This is a genomic window from Mesorhizobium shonense, assembly GCF_040545255.1.
GTDB lineage: Bacteria > Pseudomonadota > Alphaproteobacteria > Rhizobiales > Rhizobiaceae > Mesorhizobium > Mesorhizobium shonense.
This window is the reverse complement of record NZ_JBEPLM010000001.1, coordinates 624,592-650,031: the sequence shown is the minus strand read 5'-3', so window position 1 is coordinate 650,031 and position 25,440 is coordinate 624,592. Positions and strand designations below refer to the sequence as shown.

The 25,440-nt window shown below is 59.8% G+C and carries 20 protein-coding genes; 14 read left to right on the top strand and 6 right to left on the bottom strand.

The window, feature by feature from the left end; translation table 11 throughout:
- The first annotated feature begins 157 nt into the window (after positions 1–157).
- The gene (gene ppdK / locus ABID26_RS03380) at positions 158–2,842 is read left to right on the top strand and encodes a pyruvate, phosphate dikinase (protein WP_354413807.1); all 2,685 of its coding nucleotides are present in this window, start codon (positions 158–160) and stop codon (positions 2,840–2,842) included.
- A gap of 122 nt (positions 2,843–2,964) precedes the next feature.
- Positions 2,965–4,068 carry a glycosyltransferase family 9 protein gene (locus ABID26_RS03375; protein WP_354413805.1) on the top strand — a complete coding sequence of 368 codons (1,104 nt, stop codon included), beginning with the start codon at positions 2,965–2,967 and terminating at the stop codon, positions 4,066–4,068.
- 454 nt (positions 4,069–4,522) lie between these two features.
- On the opposite strand, the gene ABID26_RS03370 is transcribed toward ABID26_RS03375, so the two are convergent.
- A complete protein-coding gene (locus ABID26_RS03370; protein ID WP_354413803.1) occupies positions 4,523–5,338 on the bottom strand; it encodes a hypothetical protein in 816 nt (271 codons plus the stop codon).
- A gap of 435 nt (positions 5,339–5,773) precedes the next feature.
- Here ABID26_RS03370 and ABID26_RS03365 point away from each other — a divergent pair, with 435 nt between their 5' ends.
- Positions 5,774–6,742, top strand: coding sequence for a LysR family transcriptional regulator (locus tag ABID26_RS03365; protein WP_354413801.1), 969 nt, complete (start codon positions 5,774–5,776; stop codon positions 6,740–6,742).
- A 144-nt stretch (positions 6,743–6,886) separates the two neighbouring features.
- Positions 6,887–7,627, top strand: coding sequence for a polysaccharide deacetylase family protein (locus ABID26_RS03360; protein WP_292366871.1), 741 nt, complete (start codon positions 6,887–6,889; stop codon positions 7,625–7,627).
- A gap of 332 nt (positions 7,628–7,959) precedes the next feature.
- On the opposite strand, the gene ABID26_RS03355 is transcribed toward ABID26_RS03360, so the two are convergent.
- Both ABID26_RS03355 and ABID26_RS03350 read right to left on the bottom strand, forming a co-directional pair.
- A complete protein-coding gene (locus ABID26_RS03355) occupies positions 7,960–8,349 on the bottom strand; it encodes a DUF427 domain-containing protein (protein WP_354413798.1) in 390 nt (129 codons plus the stop codon).
- 113 nt (positions 8,350–8,462) lie between these two features.
- Positions 8,463–8,819 carry a hypothetical protein gene (locus ABID26_RS03350; RefSeq protein WP_126101420.1) on the bottom strand — a complete coding sequence of 119 codons (357 nt, stop codon included), beginning with the start codon at positions 8,817–8,819 and terminating at the stop codon, positions 8,463–8,465.
- 193 nt (positions 8,820–9,012) lie between these two features.
- Between ABID26_RS03350 and ABID26_RS03345 the strand changes: the two genes are divergently transcribed.
- A complete protein-coding gene (locus tag ABID26_RS03345; protein WP_354413795.1) occupies positions 9,013–10,641 on the top strand; it encodes a fatty-acid--CoA ligase in 1,629 nt (542 codons plus the stop codon).
- A gap of 79 nt (positions 10,642–10,720) precedes the next feature.
- Positions 10,721–11,506, top strand: a complete 786-nt coding sequence (locus tag ABID26_RS03340; protein ID WP_292371761.1) for a DUF1499 domain-containing protein — start codon at positions 10,721–10,723, stop codon at positions 11,504–11,506.
- On the opposite strand, the gene ABID26_RS03335 is transcribed toward ABID26_RS03340, so the two are convergent.
- Complete coding sequence (locus ABID26_RS03335; protein WP_354413792.1) at positions 11,507–12,415, bottom strand: MBL fold metallo-hydrolase; 909 nt, start codon at positions 12,413–12,415, stop codon at positions 11,507–11,509.
- 203 nt (positions 12,416–12,618) lie between these two features.
- On the opposite strand from ABID26_RS03335, the gene ABID26_RS03330 reads away from it, so the two are divergent.
- From ABID26_RS03330 to ABID26_RS03295, 8 genes are all read left to right on the top strand, one after another.
- A complete protein-coding gene (locus ABID26_RS03330; RefSeq protein ID WP_354413789.1) occupies positions 12,619–13,212 on the top strand; it encodes a biotin transporter BioY in 594 nt (197 codons plus the stop codon).
- 431 nt (positions 13,213–13,643) lie between these two features.
- On the top strand, positions 13,644–15,071 hold the full coding sequence (locus ABID26_RS03325) for a phosphomannomutase (protein WP_354413787.1): 1,428 nt from the start codon (positions 13,644–13,646) through the stop codon (positions 15,069–15,071).
- A gap of 6 nt (positions 15,072–15,077) precedes the next feature.
- A complete protein-coding gene (locus tag ABID26_RS03320; RefSeq protein WP_354414233.1) occupies positions 15,078–16,490 on the top strand; it encodes a mannose-1-phosphate guanylyltransferase/mannose-6-phosphate isomerase in 1,413 nt (470 codons plus the stop codon).
- 51 nt (positions 16,491–16,541) lie between these two features.
- The gene (gmd, locus tag ABID26_RS03315) at positions 16,542–17,516 is read left to right on the top strand and encodes a GDP-mannose 4,6-dehydratase (protein WP_354413784.1); all 975 of its coding nucleotides are present in this window, start codon (positions 16,542–16,544) and stop codon (positions 17,514–17,516) included.
- Between the two features lie 48 nt (positions 17,517–17,564).
- On the top strand, positions 17,565–18,653 hold the full coding sequence (gene gmd, locus ABID26_RS03310) for a GDP-mannose 4,6-dehydratase (RefSeq protein WP_354413782.1): 1,089 nt from the start codon (positions 17,565–17,567) through the stop codon (positions 18,651–18,653).
- Between the two features lie 4 nt (positions 18,654–18,657).
- The gene (locus ABID26_RS03305) at positions 18,658–19,758 is read left to right on the top strand and encodes a DegT/DnrJ/EryC1/StrS family aminotransferase (RefSeq protein ID WP_354414231.1); all 1,101 of its coding nucleotides are present in this window, start codon (positions 18,658–18,660) and stop codon (positions 19,756–19,758) included.
- Positions 19,759–19,837: 79 nt separating this feature from the next.
- A complete protein-coding gene (locus ABID26_RS03300) occupies positions 19,838–20,563 on the top strand; it encodes an ABC transporter permease (protein WP_435528545.1) in 726 nt (241 codons plus the stop codon).
- Positions 20,560–21,312, top strand: a complete 753-nt coding sequence (locus ABID26_RS03295) for an ABC transporter ATP-binding protein (RefSeq protein WP_354413777.1) — start codon at positions 20,560–20,562, stop codon at positions 21,310–21,312. The genes ABID26_RS03300 and ABID26_RS03295 overlap by 4 nt, the downstream gene beginning before the upstream one ends.
- A 128-nt stretch (positions 21,313–21,440) precedes the next feature.
- Here ABID26_RS03295 and ABID26_RS03290 read toward each other — a convergent pair whose 3' ends face one another.
- Both ABID26_RS03290 and ABID26_RS03285 read right to left on the bottom strand, forming a co-directional pair.
- The gene (locus ABID26_RS03290) at positions 21,441–23,084 is read right to left on the bottom strand and encodes a glycosyltransferase (RefSeq protein ID WP_354413775.1); all 1,644 of its coding nucleotides are present in this window, start codon (positions 23,082–23,084) and stop codon (positions 21,441–21,443) included.
- The gene (locus ABID26_RS03285; RefSeq protein WP_354413772.1) at positions 23,081–25,396 is read right to left on the bottom strand and encodes a glycosyltransferase; all 2,316 of its coding nucleotides are present in this window, start codon (positions 25,394–25,396) and stop codon (positions 23,081–23,083) included. Before ABID26_RS03285 ends, ABID26_RS03290 begins: the two co-directional genes overlap by 4 nt.
- Between the last annotated feature and the right edge of the window lie 44 nt (positions 25,397–25,440).

Sequence of the window (25,440 nt, the reverse complement as noted above, 5' to 3'; positions counted from 1 at the left end):
TTTGACGCAGCTTTTGCTTAATCGATTGTAGCGGCGGCGGTTGCTTTGCCGACACCTTGCCTTTCGCACTGCAGCATCCTATCGCTCGGATCGGAAGGGCGGGGAACCGGGCCTTGGTCCGGGTGTTGTCTATCTTCCAAGGACCTGGAGGGCGAGCATGACCAAGTGGGTTTACACCTTCGGCGACGGCGCCGCCGAAGGCCGTGCCGGCGACCGCAACCTTCTCGGCGGCAAAGGCGCCAACCTGGCCGAGATGTGCAGCCTCGGCCTGCCGGTGCCGCCGGGCTTCACCATCACTACCGATGTCTGCAACGCCTATTACGCCAACGGCCGCACCTATCCGGCAGCACTCGAGACGGATGTCCTGTCGGCGCTCGACCATATCGGCAAGATCACCGGGCGCCGATTCGGCGACCCGTCCAAGCTGCTCCTGGTCTCCGTGCGCTCCGGCGCCCGCGCTTCGATGCCCGGCATGATGGACACCGTGCTCAATCTCGGCCTCAACGACGAGACCGTCGAGGCGCTGGCGGCCGATTCCGGCGATGCGCGCTTTGCCTATGACAGCTACCGCCGCTTCATCCAGATGTATTCCGACGTGGTCATGGGCCTCGACCACGAGGTATTCGAGGAAATCCTCGAGGACCGGAAGGCGAGCCTCGGCCATGAGCTCGACACCGAACTTTCGGCCGCAGAATGGCAGGACGTGATCGGGCTCTACAAGGCCAAGGTCGAGGAGGAGCTCGGCAAGCCGTTCCCGCAGGAGCCGCGCGAGCAGCTTTGGGGCGCGATCGGCGCTGTGTTTTCGAGCTGGATGAACAACCGCGCCATCACTTACCGGCGCCTGCACGACATCCCGGAAAGCTGGGGCACCGCAGTCAATGTCCAGGCCATGGTGTTCGGCAATATGGGCGATACCTCCGCCACCGGCGTCGCCTTCACCCGTAATCCCTCGACCGGCGAGAAGCAGCTTTACGGCGAATTCCTCGTCAATGCGCAGGGCGAGGACGTGGTGGCCGGCATCCGCACGCCGCAGAACATCACCGAGGCGGCGCGCATTAACGCCGGCTCCGACAAGCCGTCGCTGCAGAAGCTGATGCCGGACGCCTTCCAGGCTTTCGTCGACATCTCCGACCGGCTGGAAAAGCACTACCGCGACATGCAGGACCTCGAATTCACCATCGAACGCGGCAAATTGTGGATGCTGCAGACCCGCTCCGGCAAGCGCACCGCCAAGGCGGCGCTGAAGATCGCCGTCGAGATGGCCAAGGACGGGCTGATCACGAAAGAGGAGGCGGTCGCCCGCATCGATCCCGCCTCGCTCGACCAGCTCCTGCACCCGACCATCGATCCGAAGGCCGCGCGCGATGTCATAGGCATGGGCCTGCCTGCCTCTCCCGGAGCCGCCACCGGCGAGATCGTCTTCTCCTCGAGTGACGCCGAGGACGCCAAGGCGCAAGGCCGTAAGGCGATCCTGGTGCGCATCGAGACCAGCCCGGAGGACATCCACGGCATGCATGCCGCCGAAGGCATCCTCACCACCCGCGGCGGCATGACCAGCCACGCCGCGGTCGTGGCGCGCGGCATGGGCAAGCCCTGCGTTTCGGGCGCCGGCTCGCTGCGCGTCGACTACAAGGCCGGCACGCTGATCTCGATGGGCCAGACCTTCCGCAAGGGCGACATCATCACCATCGACGGCGGCAACGGCCAGGTGCTGAAGGGCGCGGTCGCCATGCTCCAGCCCGAGCTTTCCGGCGATTTCGCCGCCATCATGGAGTGGGCCGACGCCGCCCGCCGCATGAAGGTGCGCACCAATGCCGAAACGCCGCTCGACGCGCGCATGGCGCGCTCGTTCGGCGCCGAAGGCATCGGGCTTTGCCGCACCGAGCACATGTTCTTCGAGGGCGACCGCATCGTCGCCATGCGCGAGATGATCCTGGCCGACACCGAGAAGGACAGGCGCTCAGCGCTCGACAAGCTCCTGCCGATGCAGCGCTCCGATTTCCTCGAGCTGTTCGAGATCATGGCCGGCTTGCCGGTGACGATCCGCCTGCTCGACCCGCCGCTGCACGAGTTCCTGCCCAAGACCGAAGCCGAGCTCGCCGAGGTCGCCTCCGCCATGAACGTGTCGGCCGACAAGCTCAGGCAGCGCACCGAGGCGCTGCATGAGTTCAACCCGATGCTCGGCCATCGCGGCTGCCGGCTCGCCGTCTCCTATCCGGAGATCGCCGAGATGCAGGCGCGCGCCATTTTCGAGGCGGCGGTCGAAGCCGGCCGCAAAGCCGGCGCGCTTGTCGTGCCCGAAATCATGGTACCGCTGGTCGGCCTGGTGAAGGAGCTGCAATACGTCAAGGCGCGCATCGATGCGGTCGCGCAAAGCGTCATGCAGGAAACCGGCACGAAGATCGACTATCTCACAGGTACGATGATTGAGCTTCCCCGCGCGGCCATCCGCGCCCATGTCATTGCCGAAGCAGCCGAATTCTTTTCCTTCGGCACCAACGATCTGACGCAGACGACCTTCGGCATCTCGCGCGACGACGCCGCCTCCTTCCTGGAAATCTACCGGAAAAAGGGCATCATCGAGCAGGATCCGTTCGTTTCGCTCGATGTCGACGGCGTCGGCGAGCTGGTGCGGATCGCGGCGGAAAAGGGCAAGGCGACGCGGCCCGGGATCAAGCTCGGCATCTGCGGTGAACATGGCGGCGACCCGGCATCGATCCGTTTTTGCGAGGAGGTCGGCCTCGACTATGTGTCGTGCTCGCCCTACCGGGTGCCGATCGCGCGGCTGGCCGCCGCACAGGCGGCCGTGGCGACCGCAAAGGACAAGGCAAAGCGCGCCTGAGCGGCGCGCCGACACCTTACGATTTTGTATGGAAACTCACGCGAACGTGCGCGTGACGGTTCCCAATCCCGACATCGTTGCCCGGCAGTTTCTGGTTCCGAATTCCTTGGTGCCAGAAACAGATGCTGCAGATTTCCCCCACCTCTTTCCGGTCGATCCTGATCCTGCAGACCAAATTCGTCGGCGACATCGTGCTCGCCTCGGCATTGGCCAAGAACCTGCAGCTGGAATATCCAGGCGTCAGCATCGTCTTCCTCTGTGAGGCGCGCTTCGCCGGCTTCCTCACGGCGCACGGCATCGCGGCCGAAGTCGTCACCTTCCGCCGTGCCATGATGCGTGGCATGCCGCTGCAGCGCGGACGCGAGCTGTTCCGGATGGTGCGCGATTTGCGGCAATACCGCTTCGACATGACCATCGACATAACCGACTCGAAAACCTCGCGGATTCTTTCCGGCCTGGTCGATGCTCCGGTCCGGCTGGGTTACCACCCGACGGAACGGCGCATGCGCTGGTATGAACGCCAGCCTGCCAATGTCAGGATGAGGCCCTACGCCTTCGGCGAGCGGCATTATCTCTACCGTTATCTGTCGCCGCTCGAGGCGCTTGGCGTGGACCTGCGGGTCAAGGCGCCGGCCATCCGCCCGCTGCCCCTCGAAACGACGCGGGTCCGCGCTTTGCTGGGCAAATATCGTCTGCGGCCCCATGGCTTCGTGGCGGTCCATGCCGGAGCAAGCTTCCCCGGGCGCCGCTGGCAGCCCGAGCGATTTGCCGCCGCGATCGACCGGATATCGACGGAAACCGGCCTGGACGTCGTTTTGGTCGGCGGTCCCGACGAAAACGAGGCGGCGGACAAGATCATGACGGCCGCGAAAACGTCGGTCGTCGATCTGGTCGGCGCGCTCCCGCTCGAAACGCTGCTGGCGCTGTTCAAGGAGGCGAGGCTGTTCGTCGGCAATGAGAGCGGCCCAATGCATATGGCGGCGGCGGCCGGTACCCCCGTCGTCGGCCTGTTCGGCCTGACCGATCCGGCTCAGTGGGGACCTGTCGGCGTTCCCAGCATCTCGTTGCGCCCGCCGATGCCTTGCGATTGCGTCGGCGGCGAGCTGTGCCGGCGCATCGATCCGAGCAAGGCATGCTGTGTCTGGCGCCTGGACGTGGATTGCGTGGTCGACGCGGTGCGGGAACTTCTGGCGCGGACCGAGATGGCGCTGGAGCAGGCGGTCTAATGGTGAAAATCTAACGCTTGGTACCCGATGCGGAATACCTCTTCCGTCCCCAAGGCGGAAGTTGCGCTCACCCTTGGCCGAACTCACGCCCCTGACCCGATTCGGCGATTGCAATTGCTTAGAGGAACGTCCCGAAACATAGGAAGACCGACGTTTCCATCAGTGGTCGGATGGAACAACGGCAGAGGTAGGCCGCGTACTCATAAATTCAGCATGTCCGCTTAGTACCTGAAATCTCTCATTGGAGCGGACATAGTGAGCATGCCCGCTAAGTGCGAATTGCCGACATCGGGCAACCGAGTTCAGGACCCTAAAGCGCAGCCCTTGAACGCTCAAAACACGGAGCTCGTCATCGGCCACACCTCGTCCGGCGCGGAGGAACTGCCGCGGCGAGCAAACGCGGGCCAGCGATCAGCTCCACTGCCTCGCTACGAGACGATGTTCGGGGCCCCTCTCACGTCTTCGGGTACTCGCTTACATGCTGACACTTGAACTCGCGAGGAGTTTCCGAACCGCGCTGGATCAGCAGACCCATCTCGTCCCCGAGCGAATGCTTGCGGATCGCAAGCTGAACGTCCCAGTAGTCGTGCACCTGTTGGCCATCAACCGCGAGGACCAGCTCTCCCCCTTGCACCCCGGCCAGCGCCAGCTGGCTTTCCGGCCTGGGATTTGGGAGGGCGTAAGCGGGCGCCTCCGACTCGGTCGGGACTGCATCCCGCCACGCGGTGGTCAGCGTTTGGGTGCCCAATGCCACGCAGCCGCAGGCACCGATGCTGCACATGGGGCAGATACATGCACAAAGAAGCCCGTCCTGGGCGAGCTGCGAAGCCACAACCCCTGGCAACAGCCGCGCCGTGGATAGTGCAGCGTCGGCATGCGCCTTCAGATGCTTCGGCGCGATTTCTCTGAGACGCGGCTCATAGAGCCGTAGCGCCACCTCGTACAGCATCCCATAGCTGAGTGCGCAATGGTGGAACGCCAGGCATAGGTCCCGCAATACCTCGGAAAGTGCGGTGGCCTCCCGCGCTGTGGACAGAGGGCTCGTCATCTCGCCGCTCGGTTCGGCCCCACCGGTCTCCTTGAGGTAGGTGGCAAGCTGATCGCGGTGCCTCTGCACCATCGGCCGGAGGCGCTCAATGGCGGCAAGGGTATCGGGGTGCCCGGCAGACAATTGCTGCGCTCGCTCAAGCCTTCCTGCCACTTCACCCTCATTCGCGACGAGTTCCGCCACGCTACGGTGGATTACCTGGAACCTCAGATCGGCTGTCATTCCCTGATCCTCCCTTACTACTCAACGCCAGTAGTGTCCTTCATCGGCGTGAGGGGCGCGTTGGTGCAGGCTGTGACCCTGTAATCACGCGCTTTCTGCGCATAGGAGACGATCCCATGAAAGCGGCCGATATCGACGCTTTCAGCCCCCATAGGGCACGAGTTGGTCGGCTCCGGCGATCGTGGTCGTCGCGATACATGACGCCACGAGGATGAGGTACCTTCTTCTCCCCTCGAACTGTATTGAACTCTCCTGCTTCGACAAGTTGACGCGTTTCACCGCTATCCTGCGTGCCCGGACATGCGAATCTCCAGCTGCCCCCGAACGCAATGTTCGTGGTCAAGCATTGAAGACACGCGGCAATTGGTAGCTTTCGCCCGATTGTGATGGATCGTCCATCAACCCGTAGCAACATTCCATACGCTTTTGGCTATAATGACAATCAATCAATATGCGTGGGAAGACCGCGAATTCGTTATGGCTATCCAACGAGACGCCCTTCCACCGCTCGAATGGATACGGGCCTTCGAAGCCGCGGCTCGGTTGAGCAGCTTTACCGCTGCGGCAAGGGAGCTCGGGCTTACTCAGGCTGCGGTCAGCCAGCGTATTCGGAATCTGGAGCTACGACTGGGTGCGCATCTTTTCGATCGGCAAGCGAGAGGAGTCGCTCTTTCACTCGAGGGCGAAACGTGGCTGCCGCAGGTACAGGCGGCTCTCGATCAGCTCGTGCACAGCACCGCTAACCTCTTCGCATCGCCTCGACGCAAGATAACCATCGTAGCCACCGCTTCGGTCATCGAGCTTTGGATCGTTCCTCGCCTCTTGCAGATCGTGCGGGGGTTTCCGGATCTGCAGGTTTCGTTTGAGACCATTCAACAACTGCCCGATCACCCGCGAACGGAGGCCGATTTCGAGATCATCTTCGGTGAGGGCGATTGGCCCGGCCACGAGGCGCGGCGCCTCTTTTTCGAGGAACTCTCGCCTGTAGCAGCCCCTGCCTCATTGAGGGAAGCATTGGGGGATTGGGAGAAGTTGCCGCGAATTGCTACCTTCGGGCCGAGAATCGGATGGAGAGACTGGTCGACCGAAATGGACGAACTGCCACCGCCGCCTGCGCGATTGCGCTTCGATACCTTCGCGCAGGCGTTGCGTGCGGCAGAGCTCGGCTGCGGTGTTCTCTTAGGATCGCTCGCGCTTTGCCGAACGTCACTCGATGCCGGCCGCCTTGTCCGCCTGACGGACAAGGTCCTTCGTACGAAGGGGTGCTATTGGATAACCTGGTCTCGCAGTCAGCCAGGATTCCGCGAACGCCGAACCCTGCTGGACTGCCTTACGATGGAGATGAGCCCCGAGTCGGAACGGCTCAAGGAGGCGGCTCTGCCCGCCTCCTTGAAGGGGCACTAGCGCATGACCCCGAAAAACAACCAGTCTACGCAAATTGTCGCGTGGTTGCTTTTCGGGTGCGAGCCGTCCCGATTTTCGCCTAGATGCGGGTCTTGTTGACGCCAGCTTGCGGCTGAGTGGCTCGACATGCGGGGCTTGGAAATAATGACGTATTTGTTTCGGAAATCACTTTGCGCGCTCGCTTTGTCGTTCGCGCTGGTCTCGGTTGGCAATGCCGCGGCGCTGGTCGAGCCGACATTGCATCTGAAGCTGCAACGGGGCGGCGGGCGCGTAGCGCTCACGCTGGACGCCTGTGGCGGCAAGACCGATACGCGCATTCTTTCGGCGCTGGTCGAGAATAGCATCCCCGCGACCATCTTCGTCACCGGCATCTGGCTGAAGCGCAACGCCGCCGCTGTCGAGATCCTGCGCGCGCATCCGAACCTGTTCGAACTCGAAAATCACGGCGGCCGCCATATTCCGGCGGTCGACACGCCGCGCAAGATCTACGGCATCAGCAGCGCCGGCAGCCCCGATGCCGTCCAGGCCGAGGTCGAGTCCGGCGCCGCAGCGCTCGCCAGCGCCGGCGGCCCGGCGCCGAAATGGTTTCGCGGCGCCACCGCCGAATACAGCCCGTCGGCGATCGCCATGATCCGCAAGTTGGGCTTCAAGATCGCCGGCTTTTCCGTCAACGGCGACGGCGGCTCGCTGCTCGGCGCCAAGGAAACCGCCCGGCGCATCGCCGCCGCCAAGGATGGCGACGTCATCATCGCTCACATCAACCAGCCGACCCATGCGGCGGGTGAGGGCGTCGTCCAGGGCCTGCTTGCCCTGAAGCAGAAGGGCATGACCTTCGTTCGCCTGGACGATGCCGAAGACGTCGGTAACGATGGCACCACGGATTGATCCTCGGCACGGAAGGCCAGGAGTTGCAGTGCGTTCGGCAGGTCGCAAACCTCCGAAGATTGGCCAAAGACGCCTATCAGATCGTCATCCTTGGGCGAAGCAAGGAGCGAAGCGACGCAGCGCAGACCCAAGGATCCATGCCGTTACATACGAGCATTGCAGCGGTGCCGAACGCACTCTGTCTTATGCCGCCTTTACTCTTCGCGAGAGGTCACGGAATGGATCCCAGGGTCTCCGCGACGGAGCTTCGCTCCTGCTTCGCCCTGGGATGACGACGCTTGGGAGGCCTCAGCTAACCTCGGACATCTGCGATGGTTTTTCGCCGCTGTCGCTCACTCCGGCTTAGCTTCGACCGTGACCTTGCTCGTGTAGAACGCGCCGTGATCGCGGATCTCGAGCGTTTCGTCAAACGGCTGCTCATAGGCCCACATCGCGTCCTTGCCGCTTTCGCCGGCCGTCAGGACACTCCAGTAGCTCGCATCGCCCTTGTAGGGACAATGCGTCGAATGATCGGTCCTGGCGAGCTTGGTGAAATCGATGTCGTCGAAGGGAATGTAGAAAACCGCCGGGTAGGGTGGTTCCGACAACAGCCTGGCGCGGGTCGACCTGGCGACGACGACATCGCCGGCGCGCACTGTGACGGCGCCGCGGTAAGGTTCGATCGTCATCACCTTGTCTGGATTGCGTTGAAAGCCGGGGGCGGGGTTGGCGCGCTTGTCCATGACGGTTCTCCTTGCTCCACCATAAGGTGTGGCGGATGAGTGCCTCGCGCAAGACCGAGCCATGGCGCGAAATCGCGCCCCGGGCGAAATAATGTTCCAACCGATGCTGGCGGTCAGGCAGCGGCCTTGAACGCGTCCATGAGGCCCGCATAGGCAGCGGCGATGCCGGCGACCGGATTGGTGCTTCTGGCCGCTGTCTCGACCTTCAGCGCGCCGCCTGTGGTCGGCAGCGTCAGCAGCAGGAACTGGCGGTTGCCGCCGTCGCCGACGCATGCGGCCGCGACATGCTGGGCCTCGCCTTCATTCTCGACGCACATTCTGAACAACAGCGTTCCGCCGACAGCCTCCAACGCGCCGCCGACGACTTCGGCAAACTCGTCGTCGGAAACGGTTTTGGAGTCCGGCGTCAGATCGTCCAGACTTTCGGCAAGGGTGCTTTCGAGGGCTTTGTCGTCGAGCTGCGCGTCCATGCGAACCTCTCCATCCGCCAATCTCACCCAGCCCATTAATGAAACTTAACGCCGACGATGGCCGGATTATGGCGGGTTTCACGGTTCGTTCGATCCAAACACCGCCTTGGAGTTATGGTGGCTGGACAATCCGCCGGATCATTCCACAATGCGTGAAACAATGACGCGAAAGCGCGAAAGGGGAGGAGCCGAGATGCTCGGACTGATGCAGGAATGGCCGCTGCTCTGCCACAAGCTGATCGATCACGCCGAACGCCAGCATGGTGGGCGCGAGATCGTATCGCGCTCGATCGAGGGCCCGATCGTGCGCACGACCTTTGCCGGCATCCGTCATCGGGCGCTCAAGGTGGCGCAGCGGCTGGAGCGTGACGGCTTCGGGCTCGGCGACCGCATCGCCACGCTTGCCTGGAACACTGCCCGCCATATCGAGGCCTGGTACGGCATCATGGGCATCGGCGCGATCTACCACACGCTCAATCCGCGGCTCTTTCCCGAGCAGATCGCCTGGATCATGAACGACGCCGAGGACAGGGCGATCTTCGTGGACCTGACATTCGTGCCGCTGCTGGAAAAAATCGCCCACGGGATCAAGTCGCTCAGACAAGTGATCGTGCTGACCGATCGTGCGCATATGCCGCAAACCTCCGTGCCGAATGCTGTCGCCTATGAGGAATGGCTGGCCGAGGCCGACGGCGCCTTCGCCTGGAAGAGCTTCGACGAGAACACCGCCGCCGGCATGTGCTACACCTCCGGTACGACCGGTGACCCGAAAGGCGTCCTCTACAGCCACCGCTCGAACGTGCTGCACGCCATGATCGCCGCCATGCCCGATGCCATGGGTGTTTCGACGCGCGACGTCGTCCTGCCCGTGGTGCCGATGTTTCATGCCAATGCCTGGGGTCTCGGCCAGACCGCGCCGATGATCGGCGCCAAGCTCGTCATGCCCGGCTGCAAGATGGACGGCGCCTCGATCTATGAACTGCTCGACACCGAAAAGGTCACCTTCAGCGCGGCGGTGCCGACGGTGTGGATGATGCTGCTGCAATATCTCGAGGAGACCGGCAAGAAATTGCCTTATCTCAACAAGGTCGTCATAGGCGGCTCGTCCTGCCCGCGCGCCATCACTGCAAAATTCCAGGACAAATACGAGGTTCAGGTCGTGCATGCCTGGGGCATGACCGAAATGTCGCCGCTCGGCACGCTGTGCACCATGAAGCCGGAATATGAAGGGCTGACGGGCGATGCCCGGCTCGATATCCAGGGCAAGCAGGGCCATCCTCCCTTCGGGGTCGAAATGAAGGTGACCGACGACGATGACAATGCGCTGCCCTGGGACGGCAAGACCTTCGGGCGCCTCAAGGTGCGCGGCCCGGCAATCGCGCGTGCCTATTACGGCGGCGTCGGCGCCGAGCAGTTCGACGCCGACGGCTGGTTCGACACCGGCGATGTCGCCCATATCGACGCCAGCGGCTATATGCAGATCACCGATCGCGCCAAGGATGTCATCAAGTCGGGCGGCGAATGGATTTCCACCATCGATCTCGAGAACCTCGCCGTCGGCCATCCCGATGTGGCGGAGGCGGCGGCCATCGGCGTGCCGCATTCCAAATGGGGCGAGCGGCCTTTGCTGGTCGTCGTGCGCAAGCCGGGCAAGCAGCCGAGCAAGAGCGACATCCTCGCCTTCATGAGCGGCAAGGTGGCCAAATGGTGGATGCCCGACGATGTCGCCTTCGTCGGCGAAATTCCCCACACGGCCACCGGCAAGATCCAGAAGACCATCTTGCGCCATCAATTCAGGGAGTATCGGCTGCCGACGGATTGAGGAATATATTCAATCGGCGATTCCACCGAACGCTGAACTGCGCTAACTCTCGGCGCGGGTTGGGGTGATGCGGCAGATGATGGCTACAATTCCTGAACGGCAGACGTCGAGCGCGGCCGGCTGGTCGCGGCGGATCGGGGCATTCTCGCTCGTCCTTTTGCTGACCGTCCTTGCCGGCTACCGGCTCGACCTTGTCGACACGCCGCCTTTCCTGTGGGTGCTGGCGCTCGTCGCGCTGCTTGCAGCACTTGCGCTGCTGCTCGCCGGGCTTGCCCTGTCGAAACTGTGGAATTTCGGCGATCGCGGCGGCCGCGATCTCAGCATCGGCGCGCTGCTGGCGCTGCTGGTGCTTGCCCCTTTCGGCATCGCCGCCTACTGGGCGACGATCTATCCGCCGCTGCGCGACATCTCGACAGACCTCGACGACCCGCCGGTGCTCGACGCCGGTGACCGGACGGGCGACATGAACGCGCTGTCGCCGCCGACCCCCGGCGAGCAGGCCTTGCAGGCGGAAGCCTATCCGCTGGTCACCGGGCGCAGCTATAACCTGCCCATCGAAACCGTGGTCGATGCGGTCGAGACCGTGCTCGACCGGCGCGACTGGCAGCTGACCGCGCCCTATCCCGACATCAGCGGGCAGAACCAGGCGACGATCAACGCGGTCGCCCGGGGCTTTGTGCTCGGGCTGCCGGCCGACGTCGCCATCCGCGTCGCCGACGACGGCGAGCAGGTCATCGTCGACATGCGCTCGGCTTCGCGCTACGGCCGCTACGACCTCGGCGACAATGCCGCCCGCATCACCGATTTCCTCGGTGAGCTCGACCAGGAGGTCGCCGGCCAGGTCGGCGCGGCGCCGGCCGAGTGATTAACCGGCCGGGCTGAAGATGCCGTCGATCGCCGGATCGCCTTCGGTGGCGACGAGGCCGCGGGCCACCAGGTCCTCGAGATGGGCAAGCACCGAGAGGCCGGCGGCGCCATGCAGCCGCGGATCGGTGTCGCGATAGATCGCCGCGACCATATCTTGAATCCTGTGGTCGCCGCTGCGGATGCGCTCCAGGATCGCCCGCTCGCGCATCTTGCGATGCGTCTTCAGGCCGCGCATGAACTTTCGCGGCGCGGTGACCGGCCCGCCATGGCCGGGCAACAGCAAACGGTCGTCGCGCTCGACCAGCCTGTCGAGCGATTTCATGTAGTCGGCCATCGCGCCATCCGGCGGCGCGACGATGGAGGTTGCCCAGGCCATGACATGGTCGGCCGAAAACAGGACGCCGGTCCCTTCGAGCGCAAAGGCCGCGTGGTTGGCGGTATGGCCTGGCGTCAGCACCGTTCGGATCGTCCAGCCGTCGCCATGGATAAGGCTGCCGTCCGCCAGCGCGACATCGGGCGCGAAGCCGAGGTCGGCGCTGGCGTCGAGCGGGTTGACCTCGCCGATGCGCAGTGGCCGCGCCGGCCGGTGCGGACCTTCGGCGAGCACGGTGGCGCCGGTGCGCTCTTTCAGCCGCGCCGCGAGCGGCGAATGGTCGCGATGGGTATGGCTGACGAAGATATGGCTGACTGGCCTGCCGCCGATCGCCGTGAGCAGCGTTTCGAGATGCGCATCATCATCCGGCCCCGGATCGATCACGGCAAGCGTGTCGCGGCCGACGAGATAGCTGTTGGTGCCGTGGAAGGTGAACGGGCTTGGATTTCTGGCGGTGATGCGCAGAACGTCGGGCGCCACCGTGACGGACTGGCCATAGGCGGGATCGAAGCGTGTGTCGAATTCAAGTGCCATGCCGGGTCCTGCTGCTCGTGCGGCAAAATGATTGCCGCGTCCTCCGGAAGCCAATATAGGGAAATCAATGCATGTCGCCCAAAAGTGCGCAGCGGTTTTGGGAGAACGACATGCATCAAGATAAAATTTTGAAGCGCGTCGCCTGAATTCGTTTCTCCGCGACGCGCTTCAAAGCCAGCAAATCAGCCACAACGGGGAAGACCATGGCAACTGCAACCACGATGCGTCCGCTCGTTTCTCTCGCTCTGTCCGACCAGGGCGCGGCCCGGCTCGCCACGCAGCTCTTTCTAGCGCTTGTCGGAACTCTGCTCCTCACGCTGTCGGCGAAGACGAAAGTGGTGCTCGGCCCGGTCGACATCTCGCTGCAGACGCTTGCCGTCCTGCTGATCGCCTCGGCCTTCGGCATGCGCCTCGCCGTCGCGACCCTCATCCTCTACCTCGCCGAAGGCGCGCTCGGCCTGCCGGTCTTCCAGGGGACGCCGGAGAAGGGTCTCGGCATCGCCTATATGCTGGGCTCCACCGGCGGCTATCTCGCCGGCTTCGTGGTGATGGCGGCGATCGCCGGCTGGGCCGCCGACCGCGGCTGGGACCGTCATCCGGTGAAGCTCTTCGGCGCCATGCTGGCCGCCGAGATCGTCATGATGGCGATGGGCTTTGCCTGGCTTGCGGTCCTCATCGGACCGGCAAAGTCTTGGCAGTTCGGTGTCGCGCCATTCATCGCCGGCGATCTGATCAAGGTGGCTTTGGCCGCCAGCCTGGTGCCGGCCGTCTGGGCACTGCTGCCGAAGCGGCCCTGAAAAATCCGTTCGAACGGAATCAGCAAAAAAGCCGGCGCTCACCCGCCGGCTTTTTGTTTGGACGGTGTTGACGCATCGGTGCCCGCCATCTGGCCGAAACCAGCGGGACGGCTGTGCGCTGCCTCAGCCGGAGATTGACAAGCCAGTTCGCGAAACCTAAGCACGGGCAGCTTGCGGGCCGGGGGGTTCGGCAACTCAAGGAGACCTTCTTGAAAGGAACTATCCTTGCTGGAGACAGGGGAACGCTCCTTTGTCCAGTAGTATTAGAGAAATCTAACGAAATACTCAGCCAGCCGCTTAAGTGGCTTTGCTCTGTAGGGACGCGTTGTTCGATGCTCCACGCACGCGCCACGCTGCCGCAGGCTGTGTAAAGTGATGTCGGTTTGCCTGACTTGCGCCGGGCCGACTTTCTCCGGAAAGGATGGCCAAGCGTGACTTTGAAGTTCGGCACCAGTGGACTGCGCGGTCTCGTCAGCGAGCTTCGGGGCCCGCCGGCATTTATCTACACAGCCGCTTTCGTTCGCATGCTCCAGGATCGGGGCTCGTTGAAGGAAGGCTCGAAGGTCTATGTCGGGCGTGATCTTCGCGCCTCCAGCCCCGAGATCGCGCAGCTTGTTCATGCGGCGGTAGGCGGGGCCGGGCTGGTGCCGGTCGACTGCGGAGCGTTGCCTACGCCCGCGCTCGCGCTTTACGCCAACAGCGAGAATGCGCCGGCAATCATGGTCACCGGCAGTCACATTCCCGAAGACAGAAACGGGCTCAAATTCTACCGGGCGGACGGCGAGATCGACAAGCGCGATGAGGGCGACATTGTCCAAATCCACGCGGGCATGAAGGATACGGTCCCCCCACGCTCGCCGGTTGAACCCGCGCGGTTGGGCGCCGAGCCGTCGCGCCGCTACGCCGAACGGTTTCTTGGCTTCTTTGAGAAGGGCAGCCTTTCTGGGCTGCGCGTCGGCGTCTACCAGCATTCGTCCGTGGCGAGAGACATCATTGTCGACATTCTTCGCGGGCTTGGGGCCGAAACGATACCTCTGGGCAGGGCCGACCATTTCATTCCGGTCGACACCGAAGCGCTCAGGCCGGAGGATGTGGCGCTACTCAAGGACTGGGCCGCGGCAGAGCGGTTCGACGCGATCGTGTCAACGGATGGCGACAGCGACAGACCGCTCGTGGCGGACAACGACGGCATTTTCGTGCGCGGCGATCTGGTCGGCGCAATCACTGCAAATGTCCTGGGCGCCGACTGCGTCGTCACACCGGTCACGTCCAATTCGGCCCTGGAACATTGCGGGCATTTCGCAAGGGTTCTTCGCACGCGCGTAGGGTCGCCCTACGTCATTGAAGGTATCGGCACAGCTCTCGCCGAGGGCGCAAGATGTGTCGTCGGGTTCGAGGCGAATGGCGGCGTTCTCCTGGGTTCGACTGTCGAGAAGGACGGGCGCAGCCTTCCGGCCTTGCGAACGCGGGACTCGCTATTGCCAATTCTGTGCGTGCTTTCAGCGATTGCGACGACCGGCCGCCCGCTCGCGCGGATCGCGGCCGACTTTCGCTTTCTTGCCGGCGCAAGCGGCCGGCTCGAAGGCGTGCCGAGCGAGAACAGCGCGTCCTTTCTCGGCAAGCTGGCAACTGACGCGGCCTACGCCGACAAGATCTTCGCGGTTCTCGGCGGCGTCGGCAATATTGACAACCGTGACGGTGTGCGTATCACCGCCCGCAACGCAGAAGTTGTGCACTTCCGCGCGTCGGGCAATGCTCCCGAATTGCGGTGCTACGTCGAAGCAGAAGCGCAATCCCGCGCGGACGAATTGCTGGGTTGGGGCCTCGCCCTCGGCCGAGCTCAAATCTTGGAAAGTTGAAGGTTGATCAACATCGTTCCTGTCATCATAAGCGGCGGTGTCGGTTCCCGGCTCTGGCCGATTTCCCGCGCGCTGCATCCAAAACCCTTTATCCCGCTGCCGGAGGGTGGGACGCTCATCCGCAAGACCTTCGCCCGCGCCGTGGAACTCGAAGGCGTCGATCATGTCGTGACGGTCACCAACCGTGATCTGTTGTTTCTCACGGCGGATGAATATGCGGAGGTGGCCGCGCCAGGCGTGAAGAAAACATTCCTGCTGGAGCCGTTCGGCCGCGACACCGCGGCCGCGGTTGCGCTCGCGGCATTGCATGTCGCCCGTGAGAACCCGGACGCCATTCTCGTCGTGCTTCCCGCGGATCACCTGATATTGGATCAGGCCGGCTTCCGCGCCAGCGTGGCGAAAGCGGCGGCGCTTGCGGCTTCGGGCCGGATCGTCACGTTCGGCGTGAAGCCCGACCGCCCTGAAACAGGCTTTGGCTATGTCGAGGCCGAGGGGGATAGGGTGCTCCGGTTCGTGGAAAAGCCGAATGCGGCGACAGCCGCCCAATTCATCGCCAGCGGCCGTTTCTTCTGGAATTCGGGCATGTTCTGTTTTGCCGCCCGCTCGATGCTCGAAGCCATGCAGGACCTGTGCCCGGATGTCTTGTCCAGTGCGCGCGCGGCACTCGAGAAAGGCAGGGCAAGCGATGCGAGGGACCGGCTTACCGTTGAGGTGGACAGGGACAGCTTCGCGGCTGTTCCCGCTGTTTCCATCGACTATGCGGTGATGGAGAAGGCAGGGAACGTCGGTTTCGTCCCCTGCGGCTTCGATTGGTCGGACATCGGCTCATGGTCCGTGCTGTCGGAGCTCGTTTCGGCCGACGACAGGGGCAACCGGGCCACCGGCGAGGCAATCCTGCACGACGCCGCGAACTGCTACGTGCATAGCGAGGATCGGCTTGTCGGCCTCGTCGGCGTCTCGGACCTTTTGATCGTCGACACGCCGGACGCGCTTCTGGTCGCGCACAAGGACAAGGCGCAGGAAGTGAAGGACCTCTACAATCGCCTCAAGGCGGACGGGCACGAGACCGCGACGCTGCATCGCACCGTGCACCGCCCGTGGGGCACCTACACCGTCCTGGAGGAGGGGCATCGCTTCAAGATCAAGCGGATCGAGGTCAAGCCGAACGCCCGCCTCAGCCTACAGGCGCATCATCACCGCTCCGAACACTGGGTTGTGGTGAGCGGGACGGCGAAGGTCGTCAACGGCGAGCGCGAGATCCTGCTCACGACCAACCAGTCCACCTATATCCCCTGCGGCCACAAGCATCGCCTGGAAAACCCGGGTATCCTGCCGCTCGTCATGATCGAGGTGCAAAGCGGGGAGTATCTGGGCGAGGACGACATCGTGCGTTTCGACGATGTTTATGGACGCGCCTGACGATTCATTGGCCGGCAAGACGGGCAATCATCAGATATATCGAAAGCATTGATGACAAAGGCAGCATTGATAACCGGCATCACCGGGCAGGACGGCGCCTATCTGGCGGAGCTCCTGCTCGCCAAGGGTTACGAGGTCCACGGGCTTGCGCGGCGATCCAGCACAGCCGACGTCAACACCACGCGCCTGAAATGGCTGGGTATCGACAAGGACGTCCGGATCGTCGACGGAAATCTGACGGACCTGTCCGGCCTTTCGCGCATCATGCGCGACATAAAGCCGGACGAAGTCTACAACCTTGCCGCACAATCTTTTGTCGCATCCTCATGGCAGCAGCCGATTCTGACCGGCAACGTCACCGGCATGGGTGTGACCAACGTGCTCGAGGCGCTGCGCCTCGAAATTCCCGAGGCGCGTTTCTATCAGGCCTCGTCGTCGGAAATGTACGGTCTTATCCAGGAGCCGATGCAGTCGGAGGCCACGCCCTTCCATCCACGCTCCCCTTACGCGGTCGCGAAGCTCTATGGCCACTGGATCACCGTCAATTATCGCGAGAGCTTCGGCCTGCATGCCTCGAGCGGCATCCTGTTCAATCACGAATCGCCGCTTCGCGGCATCGAGTTCGTGACCCGCAAGGTCACCGACGCGGTCGCGCGCATCAAGAAGGGCATGGCCAGGGAATTGCGGCTCGGCAACATCGACGCCAAGCGCGACTGGGGCCATTCGAAGGACTATGTCCGCGCCATGTGGCTGATGCTGCAGCAGGACCAGCCGGACGACTATGTCGTCGCCACCGGCAGGACGACGACCGTGCGTGACATGTGCCGGATCGCCTTCGAGCATGTCGGGCTGAAGATGGACGACCACCTTGTGATCGATCCCGATCTGTTCAGGCCGGCGGAAGTCGAGGTGCTGCTGGGAAATCCGGCCAAGGCCAAGGCAAAGCTGGGATGGGAAGCCACGATCTCACTGGAAGAGATGATCCGAGAGATGGTAGACGCAGACCTTGCTGTGGTGGGCAACTAGAGTCGCAGGGCTTCGGGGAAAAATTATCGGAACCTACTGAGAGCATTGATGACAAAGACAGCACTGATAACCGGCATCACCGGGCAAGATGGCGCATATCTGGCGGAGATTCTGCTTAAAAAAGGCTATTCTGTGCATGGCATAAGACGTCGTACCTCGCTTTTTAATACGGATCGTATTGACCATTTATATCATGACCCTCACGAAAAGGGTGTGGACTTGACGTTGCACCACGGCGACCTGACTGATTCATCGAGCCTGATGAGGGTTATTCAACTTGTGAAGCCGGATGAGATATATAATCTGGCCGCACAAAGCCATGTTGCCGTTTCTTTTGAGGAGCCCGAATACACGGCAAATTCCGACGCTTTGGGCGCTTTGAGGATTTTGGAAGCCATTCGCATCCTTGGCCTGGAGAAAAAGAGCCGCTTCTACCAGGCCTCGACGTCTGAACTTTATGGGCTTGTGCAAGAGACGCCTCAAAAGGAAACCACTCCATTCTATCCACGCTCTCCATACGCAGTGGCCAAATTGTATGCCTATTGGATTACGGTCAACTATCGAGAGGCATATGGCATCTATGCGTGCAACGGGATTTTGTTCAACCACGAGTCTCCGATGCGTGGTGAGACATTTGTTACGCGTAAGATTACGCGGGCCATTGCACGTATCAAGCTGGGCATGCAAGAGCGGCTTTACTTGGGCAATCTCGACTCGCTGCGCGATTGGGGCCATGCGAAAGACTACGTTGAGATGCAATGGCTGATGCTGCAGCAGCAGACGCCGGAAGACTATGTCATCGCAACCGGTGAGCAACACTCAGTACGCGAATTTGTAACCCTTGCGGCGGCGGAACTGGACATCGATATCCGATGGGAAGGAAAAGGTGTCGACGAAAAAGGATATGACACCAAAAGCGGTAAATGTGTCGTAGCTGTTGACCCTCGCTATTTCCGCCCGGCGGAAGTTGAAACACTTCTTGGTGACGCCAGCAAAGCCAGGCAGAAGCTCGGCTGGGAACCTAAGATCAAGTTCATTGAGCTGGTCAAGGAAATGATCAATGAAGACTTCAAAGGCGCGCAACGAGAGCAGTTGCTTGGGGAACATGGTTATCAATCCTTTGTTCGCCCAGAATAAAAACATGTCGCGCATTCCAGTATATGAGCCATTGCTCGGCGGAAACGTATCGGCGTATGTCAATGAGTGTTTGACGACGGGTTGGATTTCCTCGCGCGGCGCATTCATTTCGCGATTTGAAAACGCTTTTGCGCAGTATGTCGGTGCCAGCCATGCGACAAGCGTTGCGAACGGCACTGTCGCGCTTCATCTTGCGTTGGACGCGCTGGGCATCGGTGCCGGCGACGAGGTCATCGTTCCGAGTTTCACCTACATAGCCTCGGTCAATACCATTTTGCAGACCGGCGCGACGCCGGTCTACGTCGACTCGCTGCAAGACACACTGCAAGTGGATCCGCAGGCAATACGAAACGCCATCACTCCAAAAACCCGCGCGGTCATGGCGGTGCATCTATATGGCCATCCTTGCGATATGGATGCGATCTCGACCCTTTGCCGCGATCACGATCTGTTGCTCGTCGAGGATTGCGCGGAAGGCTTCGGAACCCGCTGGAAGGGCCAGCATGTCGGCACCTTTGGTGATGTTGCCACCTTCAGTTTCTTCGGAAACAAGACGATCACAACCGGCGAGGGCGGAATGGTTCTGGCGCGATCGGCTGATGTGATGGACAAATGCCGGCGCCTGAAAAGCCAAGGCGTTTCCCCAAACCGCGAATACTGGCATGACATGCTCGCCTACAATTACCGGATGACCAATATCCAGGCGGCGATCGGGCTCGCCCAGCTCGAGGTCGCTGAAGAGATCATCAAGCGCAAGCAGCAGATTGCAGAGGTATACCGGACCCGATTGTCCGGGCTTCCATTGAGGACCCACGACCCCATCGGGGACGTCATTCACTCGCACTGGATGTGTTCGATTGTCGTTGACCGAACGGAGGATCGGGATCGATTGCGCGCACATCTTGCGGACAACGAAATCGAGACGCGTCCTTTTTTCCCCTTGGCCAGCCACATGCCGCACTGCCATTCTGATCAGGTTTTTCCGAATGGCGACAGCGTGAGCAAGCGTGGCATCAATCTGCCGAGCTATCCGGGACTGACGGAAGAACAGTTGGACCGCATATGCTCTTCGATCACCGGTTATTTCGAAAATCGATCGCGGTGATTTTGCGTCAAGGAAGTGGTCTGTGAACGACTATCTTAAAGGCATCTGGGCCGCTCGCTATTTTTGGATACATCTGGCGATGTCGGACCTGCGCGGACGCTGGAGGAGGTCTTTCTTCGGCGTCCTGTGGTCGATCATCCAGCCGCTTGGCCTAACGATCCTTATTTCCATTGTTTTCAGCAGCATATTCGAAACACCAATATCTGAATATGCACCGTATATTCTCTCTGGTGTAATCATTTGGGAGTACATTGTTTTCAATGTGAGTGGAGGTGCTCTGGCTTTCGTGCAGGCCGATGCTTATATCAAGCAAACAAAGCACCCTCTGGCTATATATACGCTTCGCAACGTCATTTCAGGGCTTGTCGTGCTTGCTATGGCTAGTATCAGCCTCGTCGGTTGGGTGCTTGTCGTCATGCCGCAAAATTTCGGCTGGTCATGGCTTGCCGCGCTTACGATATTCCCGATCATCGGGCTGATCGTCTGGCCGTGGGCGACGATAATGGCATATTTTTCTGCCCGTTTTCGCGATCTGCCGCATGCGCTTGGCCTGATATTGCAAGCCGTTTGGTTCGTCTCGCCGATCTATTTCGAGACTTCGGTGTTCCGTAGGGGCAACCTGCATGTCCTCCTGGACTACAACCCGATCTATCACCTGCTCCAGATCGTCCGCGCTCCACTCTTGCATGGCGAATGGCCCGTCGCTGCCAATTACCTGTGGTGCTTCGGGACGATCGCCGCGCTCACGGTGATAGCAGCACTCGTGGGCAGGTCGGCCGAAAGGAGGGTGATCTTCTATCTATGACAAATCGGATCAGCCTCAAATCGGTAAACCTCCATTATGCATCAGTGGGCTTCAGCGAGCGCTCCCTGAAATCCATGCTGGCGTCGCTGGCAACGTTGAAAGGGGGAGGAAAGAAGATCGTCGACATCCATGCGTTGAAGGATGTCAGCCTCGACATCGGCCCTGGCGAACGTGTTGGGCTTTTGGGGCACAATGGTGCGGGGAAAAGCACATTCCTAAAGATGGTGGCGGGGTTGTACCCGATTTCTTCCGGTAAACGTGTAGTCGAGGGAACTGTCCGCTCTTTGTTCGACCTGAGTTTGGGTTTCGAGCCCGATGCTACCGGCCGAGAGAACATCCTGTATCGCGGACTGCTCCTCGGCCTCTCGCCCAAATTCATGCGTTCGATAGAGGAAGAAGTGGTCGCTTTTGCCGACATCGGGGAATTCATCGATTATCCGATCAAGACCTATTCGGCCGGTATGCAGGTGCGCCTCGCCTTCGCGATTTCCACAGCCGTTGGCGGCGACATTCTTCTTCTCGATGAGGTGATCGGCGCCGGTGACGCGAATTTCATGGGAAAAGCCCGCAAGCGCATTCTCGATCTCGTCGAGCAGGCGGAGATTCTGGTGCTCGCTTCGCATGATTTCGCGACACTGCGGTCCATATGCGCAAGGGGGATTGTGTTTCATCATGGAGAGATCATTTTTGACGGCGATATGCCCAGAGCGATCTCGAAATATAAGACAGTAAATGGGCTCGTTGCTTGAACCCAAGGCATGAAGCCTTTACTTCTAAGACCTACTTGAAGTTGCCTGAACGGATTTCGTTGCGTTGGCCGTCCGACCGCGTCAGGTAGTATCCGGAATGCGCAAATACCCGCAAGTTCGATTTCCGATCAAGTTGCCGCGATTATCTTCCGGAAAAGGTTCACGTGATCCCGCCCAACGTCGGCCCAGGAGCGATTGCGCATTTCGTTGTAGAGGGGCGTCTGAAGCTCTAGAAGCCGCTCCCTATTTTTCAAACCCCAAGCGATCTTCGCCGCAATGTCCTCTGGAGCTAGAGGGTTAAAAAGCATCGCGTCTGCAAGATCCGAGTTTACGAACTCTGTCACCTGAGGAATTCGACTCATGATGCTTGGGGTCCCAACCGACATTCCCTCGCTGAAGGTGAAAGGAAAACCGCCTTCATAGAGAGTAGGATTCACTACCAGGCTGGCTCTAGCGTACAGTGCTGCTAGGACTTGGTCAGGAACATCATAAGCGAACAGGACATCGTATTGAAGGCGATGTTCCCTAACGTACGCTTCCACATCGGGCGCATGCGATACATTCCCGGTTAGGATGAGTTTCGAGTAGATGAATCTTTTCCGAAGCGCGATTTCGTAGCCCTTAATAAGATTTAAGATGTTTTTGTTCGGCCTAAATTGCGACGCATATAGTATAAAGCTAACGTCTCTGAGATTGATGCTCGAAAGGTATTCGTTGTTTGTCCATGAAGTTAAGCGGTATCCGTCTATAAGATTTTTCGCAAACTGCACGCGCGCATAATGATCATCGAGAGTTCCCTTCATATTTATGTGTGAAGATAAATCCATGGCGGCGTGAGGAATTACCGAAATTTTGTCCAGAGAAACAGAAAACTGATTGGACAAATCTCTTTCCGCTGCAAGAGTGCTGTAAGCAGTGAAGTAGCTTCCGCCCGCGATCGCCTCCTTCGCCCGTTTGTAAATGTAAGGCGCATCTTTAATGGTCGACGCGAAAGCTGTCGGAAACTGAGAGATAAGCATGTCTGGAAACGCTTGAACCCTCAACGCGCGTATCGCGTTGAACTCGGGCCAGAAGACCGTCGGGCTATACCAAACGTCAACGTCCGTCATGGAATTTGCCCTTCTCACGAGATAAAGGGATTCGCGTCGCGTGACTTCACGCAGCACGATTTGGCCAAACGGGGGTAATTTTCGCTGCAATAAAGATCCGAACCCGCGCTCGATAACCCGCCGGGCCCTCGATCGAAAAGTTGAAAGCCGCTGCTGCGCGCGAGAGGCGATACCCGACCTTACGGTCGCGTAAGCCACCATGAGACCAACAATCGCCAAGAGCGCGAAAGGAGCAAGGGTCGCTGCAATGGCTAAGAGGACAACGGAACAAGCAAGAAACCAAAGATCGTTGTCGGAGGACAACATCCAGAGGAGGCTTCGGCCTATCACCATTAGTGTTTTAGCCAGAAATCGAGAGAGAGTTGCCCTGAACTTTGCTAACCAACCGATTTTTCTCGGCTTTTTTCGGTTCTTTGCTAGGAACTTCTCCCAAAATCTAACGACAAGTGGAATCTTTGACTTGCTGACAACTTGCAGGCGATCATTTGGAAAGCCGTGAAAGAGATTTCGAACATCCTCCTGCAGCCACGATGGACAAAGTAGAACTACCTGTCCGCTTTCACTCTCATTTATGCCAGCTACGATCGACCTCAAAAGCCGCCCAAGTCCTTGGTTGGAGAGCTCGCTTCTTGGGGGATATGCAATGAAGATGCCTATTTTCATCCAGCACCCAATATTCCTTTGATAGAACCGAAGAAATCGTAGGAGACATCTCTCCAGCCAAACTGCTTCAAATGCTCAACGGAAGGGAGAGTGGCTTGCTTCGACAGCCAAATCTTCTCCATCTCTTTGAGTTTCTTTGCTAAGGCGATAGGATCGGACGATTCAAAGAATTCGGCGTTCAGAGAGTATCGTTCGGAAATGTAACGCATGGGCGGATAATCGCTACTAAGGGTAGGGGTTCCGACATAGGCCGCTTCAACTGCGCACAACGTGCCGTTATCCATTATGACGTTGTGCAGAAGGAATTTGGCGCCTCTCATCTGTGTTGCGTATTCCGAGCTCGACACATCGCCAAGGACGTTCAATCGCCTCGCAAGGTGCGGATTTCTGCGGATGAAGGCACGAGCATCTTTGACGTGGTCCGGCAACTTGCTGTCATCAACTTTTGTATCCGGGTCAAGCTGGTCAGACCCAACACCTGTCACGTGGCAATCAAGCTTGCCGTCATAGCTCGCGTAGTATTGATTAAGCGCCTTCAGGGTCTTTAGATGATTCTTATGGGGTCCGAGATTTGTAGTCCAAATAAAATATGGCCCCTTTTTAATTTTTTTGGATTCCTCGTCAAGCTGATCTAATTCGGCTACATGCGGGACGAGAATTGTTTCCGCTCTCGGTTTCCCAACATAATGCACGATGTCTTCGATGGTGTGTGGGGTGTTCGCTAATACCGCGATCCCATTTCTGGCGGTTTCAATGAAGCCGCGTTCATAGTCATTTCCCATCAACGGCGTATAATAGCGCTGAAGATAGTCATGCGCAAAGACACAATAGGGGCGGAGAGGTGCGATGGGATGGACATACCGATCTGAGCCCAAGAGCCAAAAATCGCAGTCAAGGAAGTCGTAGGTTCCATCTTTGTGAAGGGTGAACCTGTTGCTTTGAGATTTCGACTCATATCCTAAACACGCTTGGATCTCACTCAGGTCAGTTCCATCGATCTCTACGGTCTTAAAGGGGCGGGTTTCGATATCTTCGGCGTATAAATCTCGCCAATCCGCCTCAGAATAAATTGGGTTATCGGGATAACCAAAGACAACGTCTACTGGTGAGCCATGTTCGATACTCCCGCGCCTTAGCATCTTTGCAAGGAGCTTGACCATGTTGAGGGTGCCGCCGCGGTATGCGGCCGGCAGAATGACGGCAACCTTTTTTCTTCTGTTGTTGTTAGCCACAGCCTGTACGCGGCAACGTTCCACACTAGCTTCAATCCTGGGAAATTCCTTTCGCCAGCCAGCCTCGCAAAACTCTCTGGACATCGAGTGCAACAAGACACCCTGCTCAGCTTTGATGGCGGCTATGAGCTTTTTATCGCCATCGAGGATGGCCTTGATTTTCTTCTTCGCTTCCGCTTCTGTTTTACAGCGACCTGGCAACTTTGCTCCGCCAAGCAAGTCGAGCATTCCGCCGGCCATAAATACTAAAGGCATGCCGAGCCGCACCGCCTCAAGCGGATGATAATGGAGATGCCGCATCTCTTGGCTGTGATAAAACATTACCCGGGTACGGCGCATCATCCGATCATAGTCGTCCCGAGGTAGCATCCCGGTGACGTTCGGGTCGGGAACATCGATCGGCTGCGCGCCTCCGATGACGTAAGGATATTCGCCAAACGTTCTCAGAAAATTTCGGTAGATGTAATTGAAGTATGGAGATGACCCAATGCGGGGGCAGACGAACAGTACCTTAGCATCTTCGCCGGTCCACTCGTCAGTAACGCGCGCATCGTCGAGCCCGAGAGGAAGCGTGATTGCCTTCTCAAGATACACTCCAGTCTCGATCTCCGCGAGATGGTCGTAAGCCTGCCCGAACCAGAAGCGCGACTTGTTCTTTTGCAATTCGTCGAGGAAGAAGTATTTTAGACTCGCGACTGTCACATCCGTATAAGTGACCCCGTTTGCAAGCCCGAACGGTCTCATTACGCAGACGTTTTTAAATTGCCTTACAAGAGCTGCAAGTTGGGTGGGGAAGAAGCCGAAGAATGCGATATCAAAATGACGATTGGCGATTTCTGCCACTTCAGGCGAAAGTCCGGAATAGAAGTCGTGTCGGTTGAGAATCTCCAGGTCTTCCGATGGGATAGAAAGCCCCGCGTCCCGGCTGTAGTCGATCGACGCGCTTAGGTTCCCTTCATCATAGGGGAAGACCTTCGGCAGGAATACCTCGTAGCCAAGAGATTCAAGGAGGGGAACCTCAAACTTCCTGAGAGTGCCATGGTTCATCAGCCACATTGCTCGCCTGGGGCGTGTTGACATAAATTTCTCCGGGCGCGATCTAGCACGTCACATGTTTGGTGGTG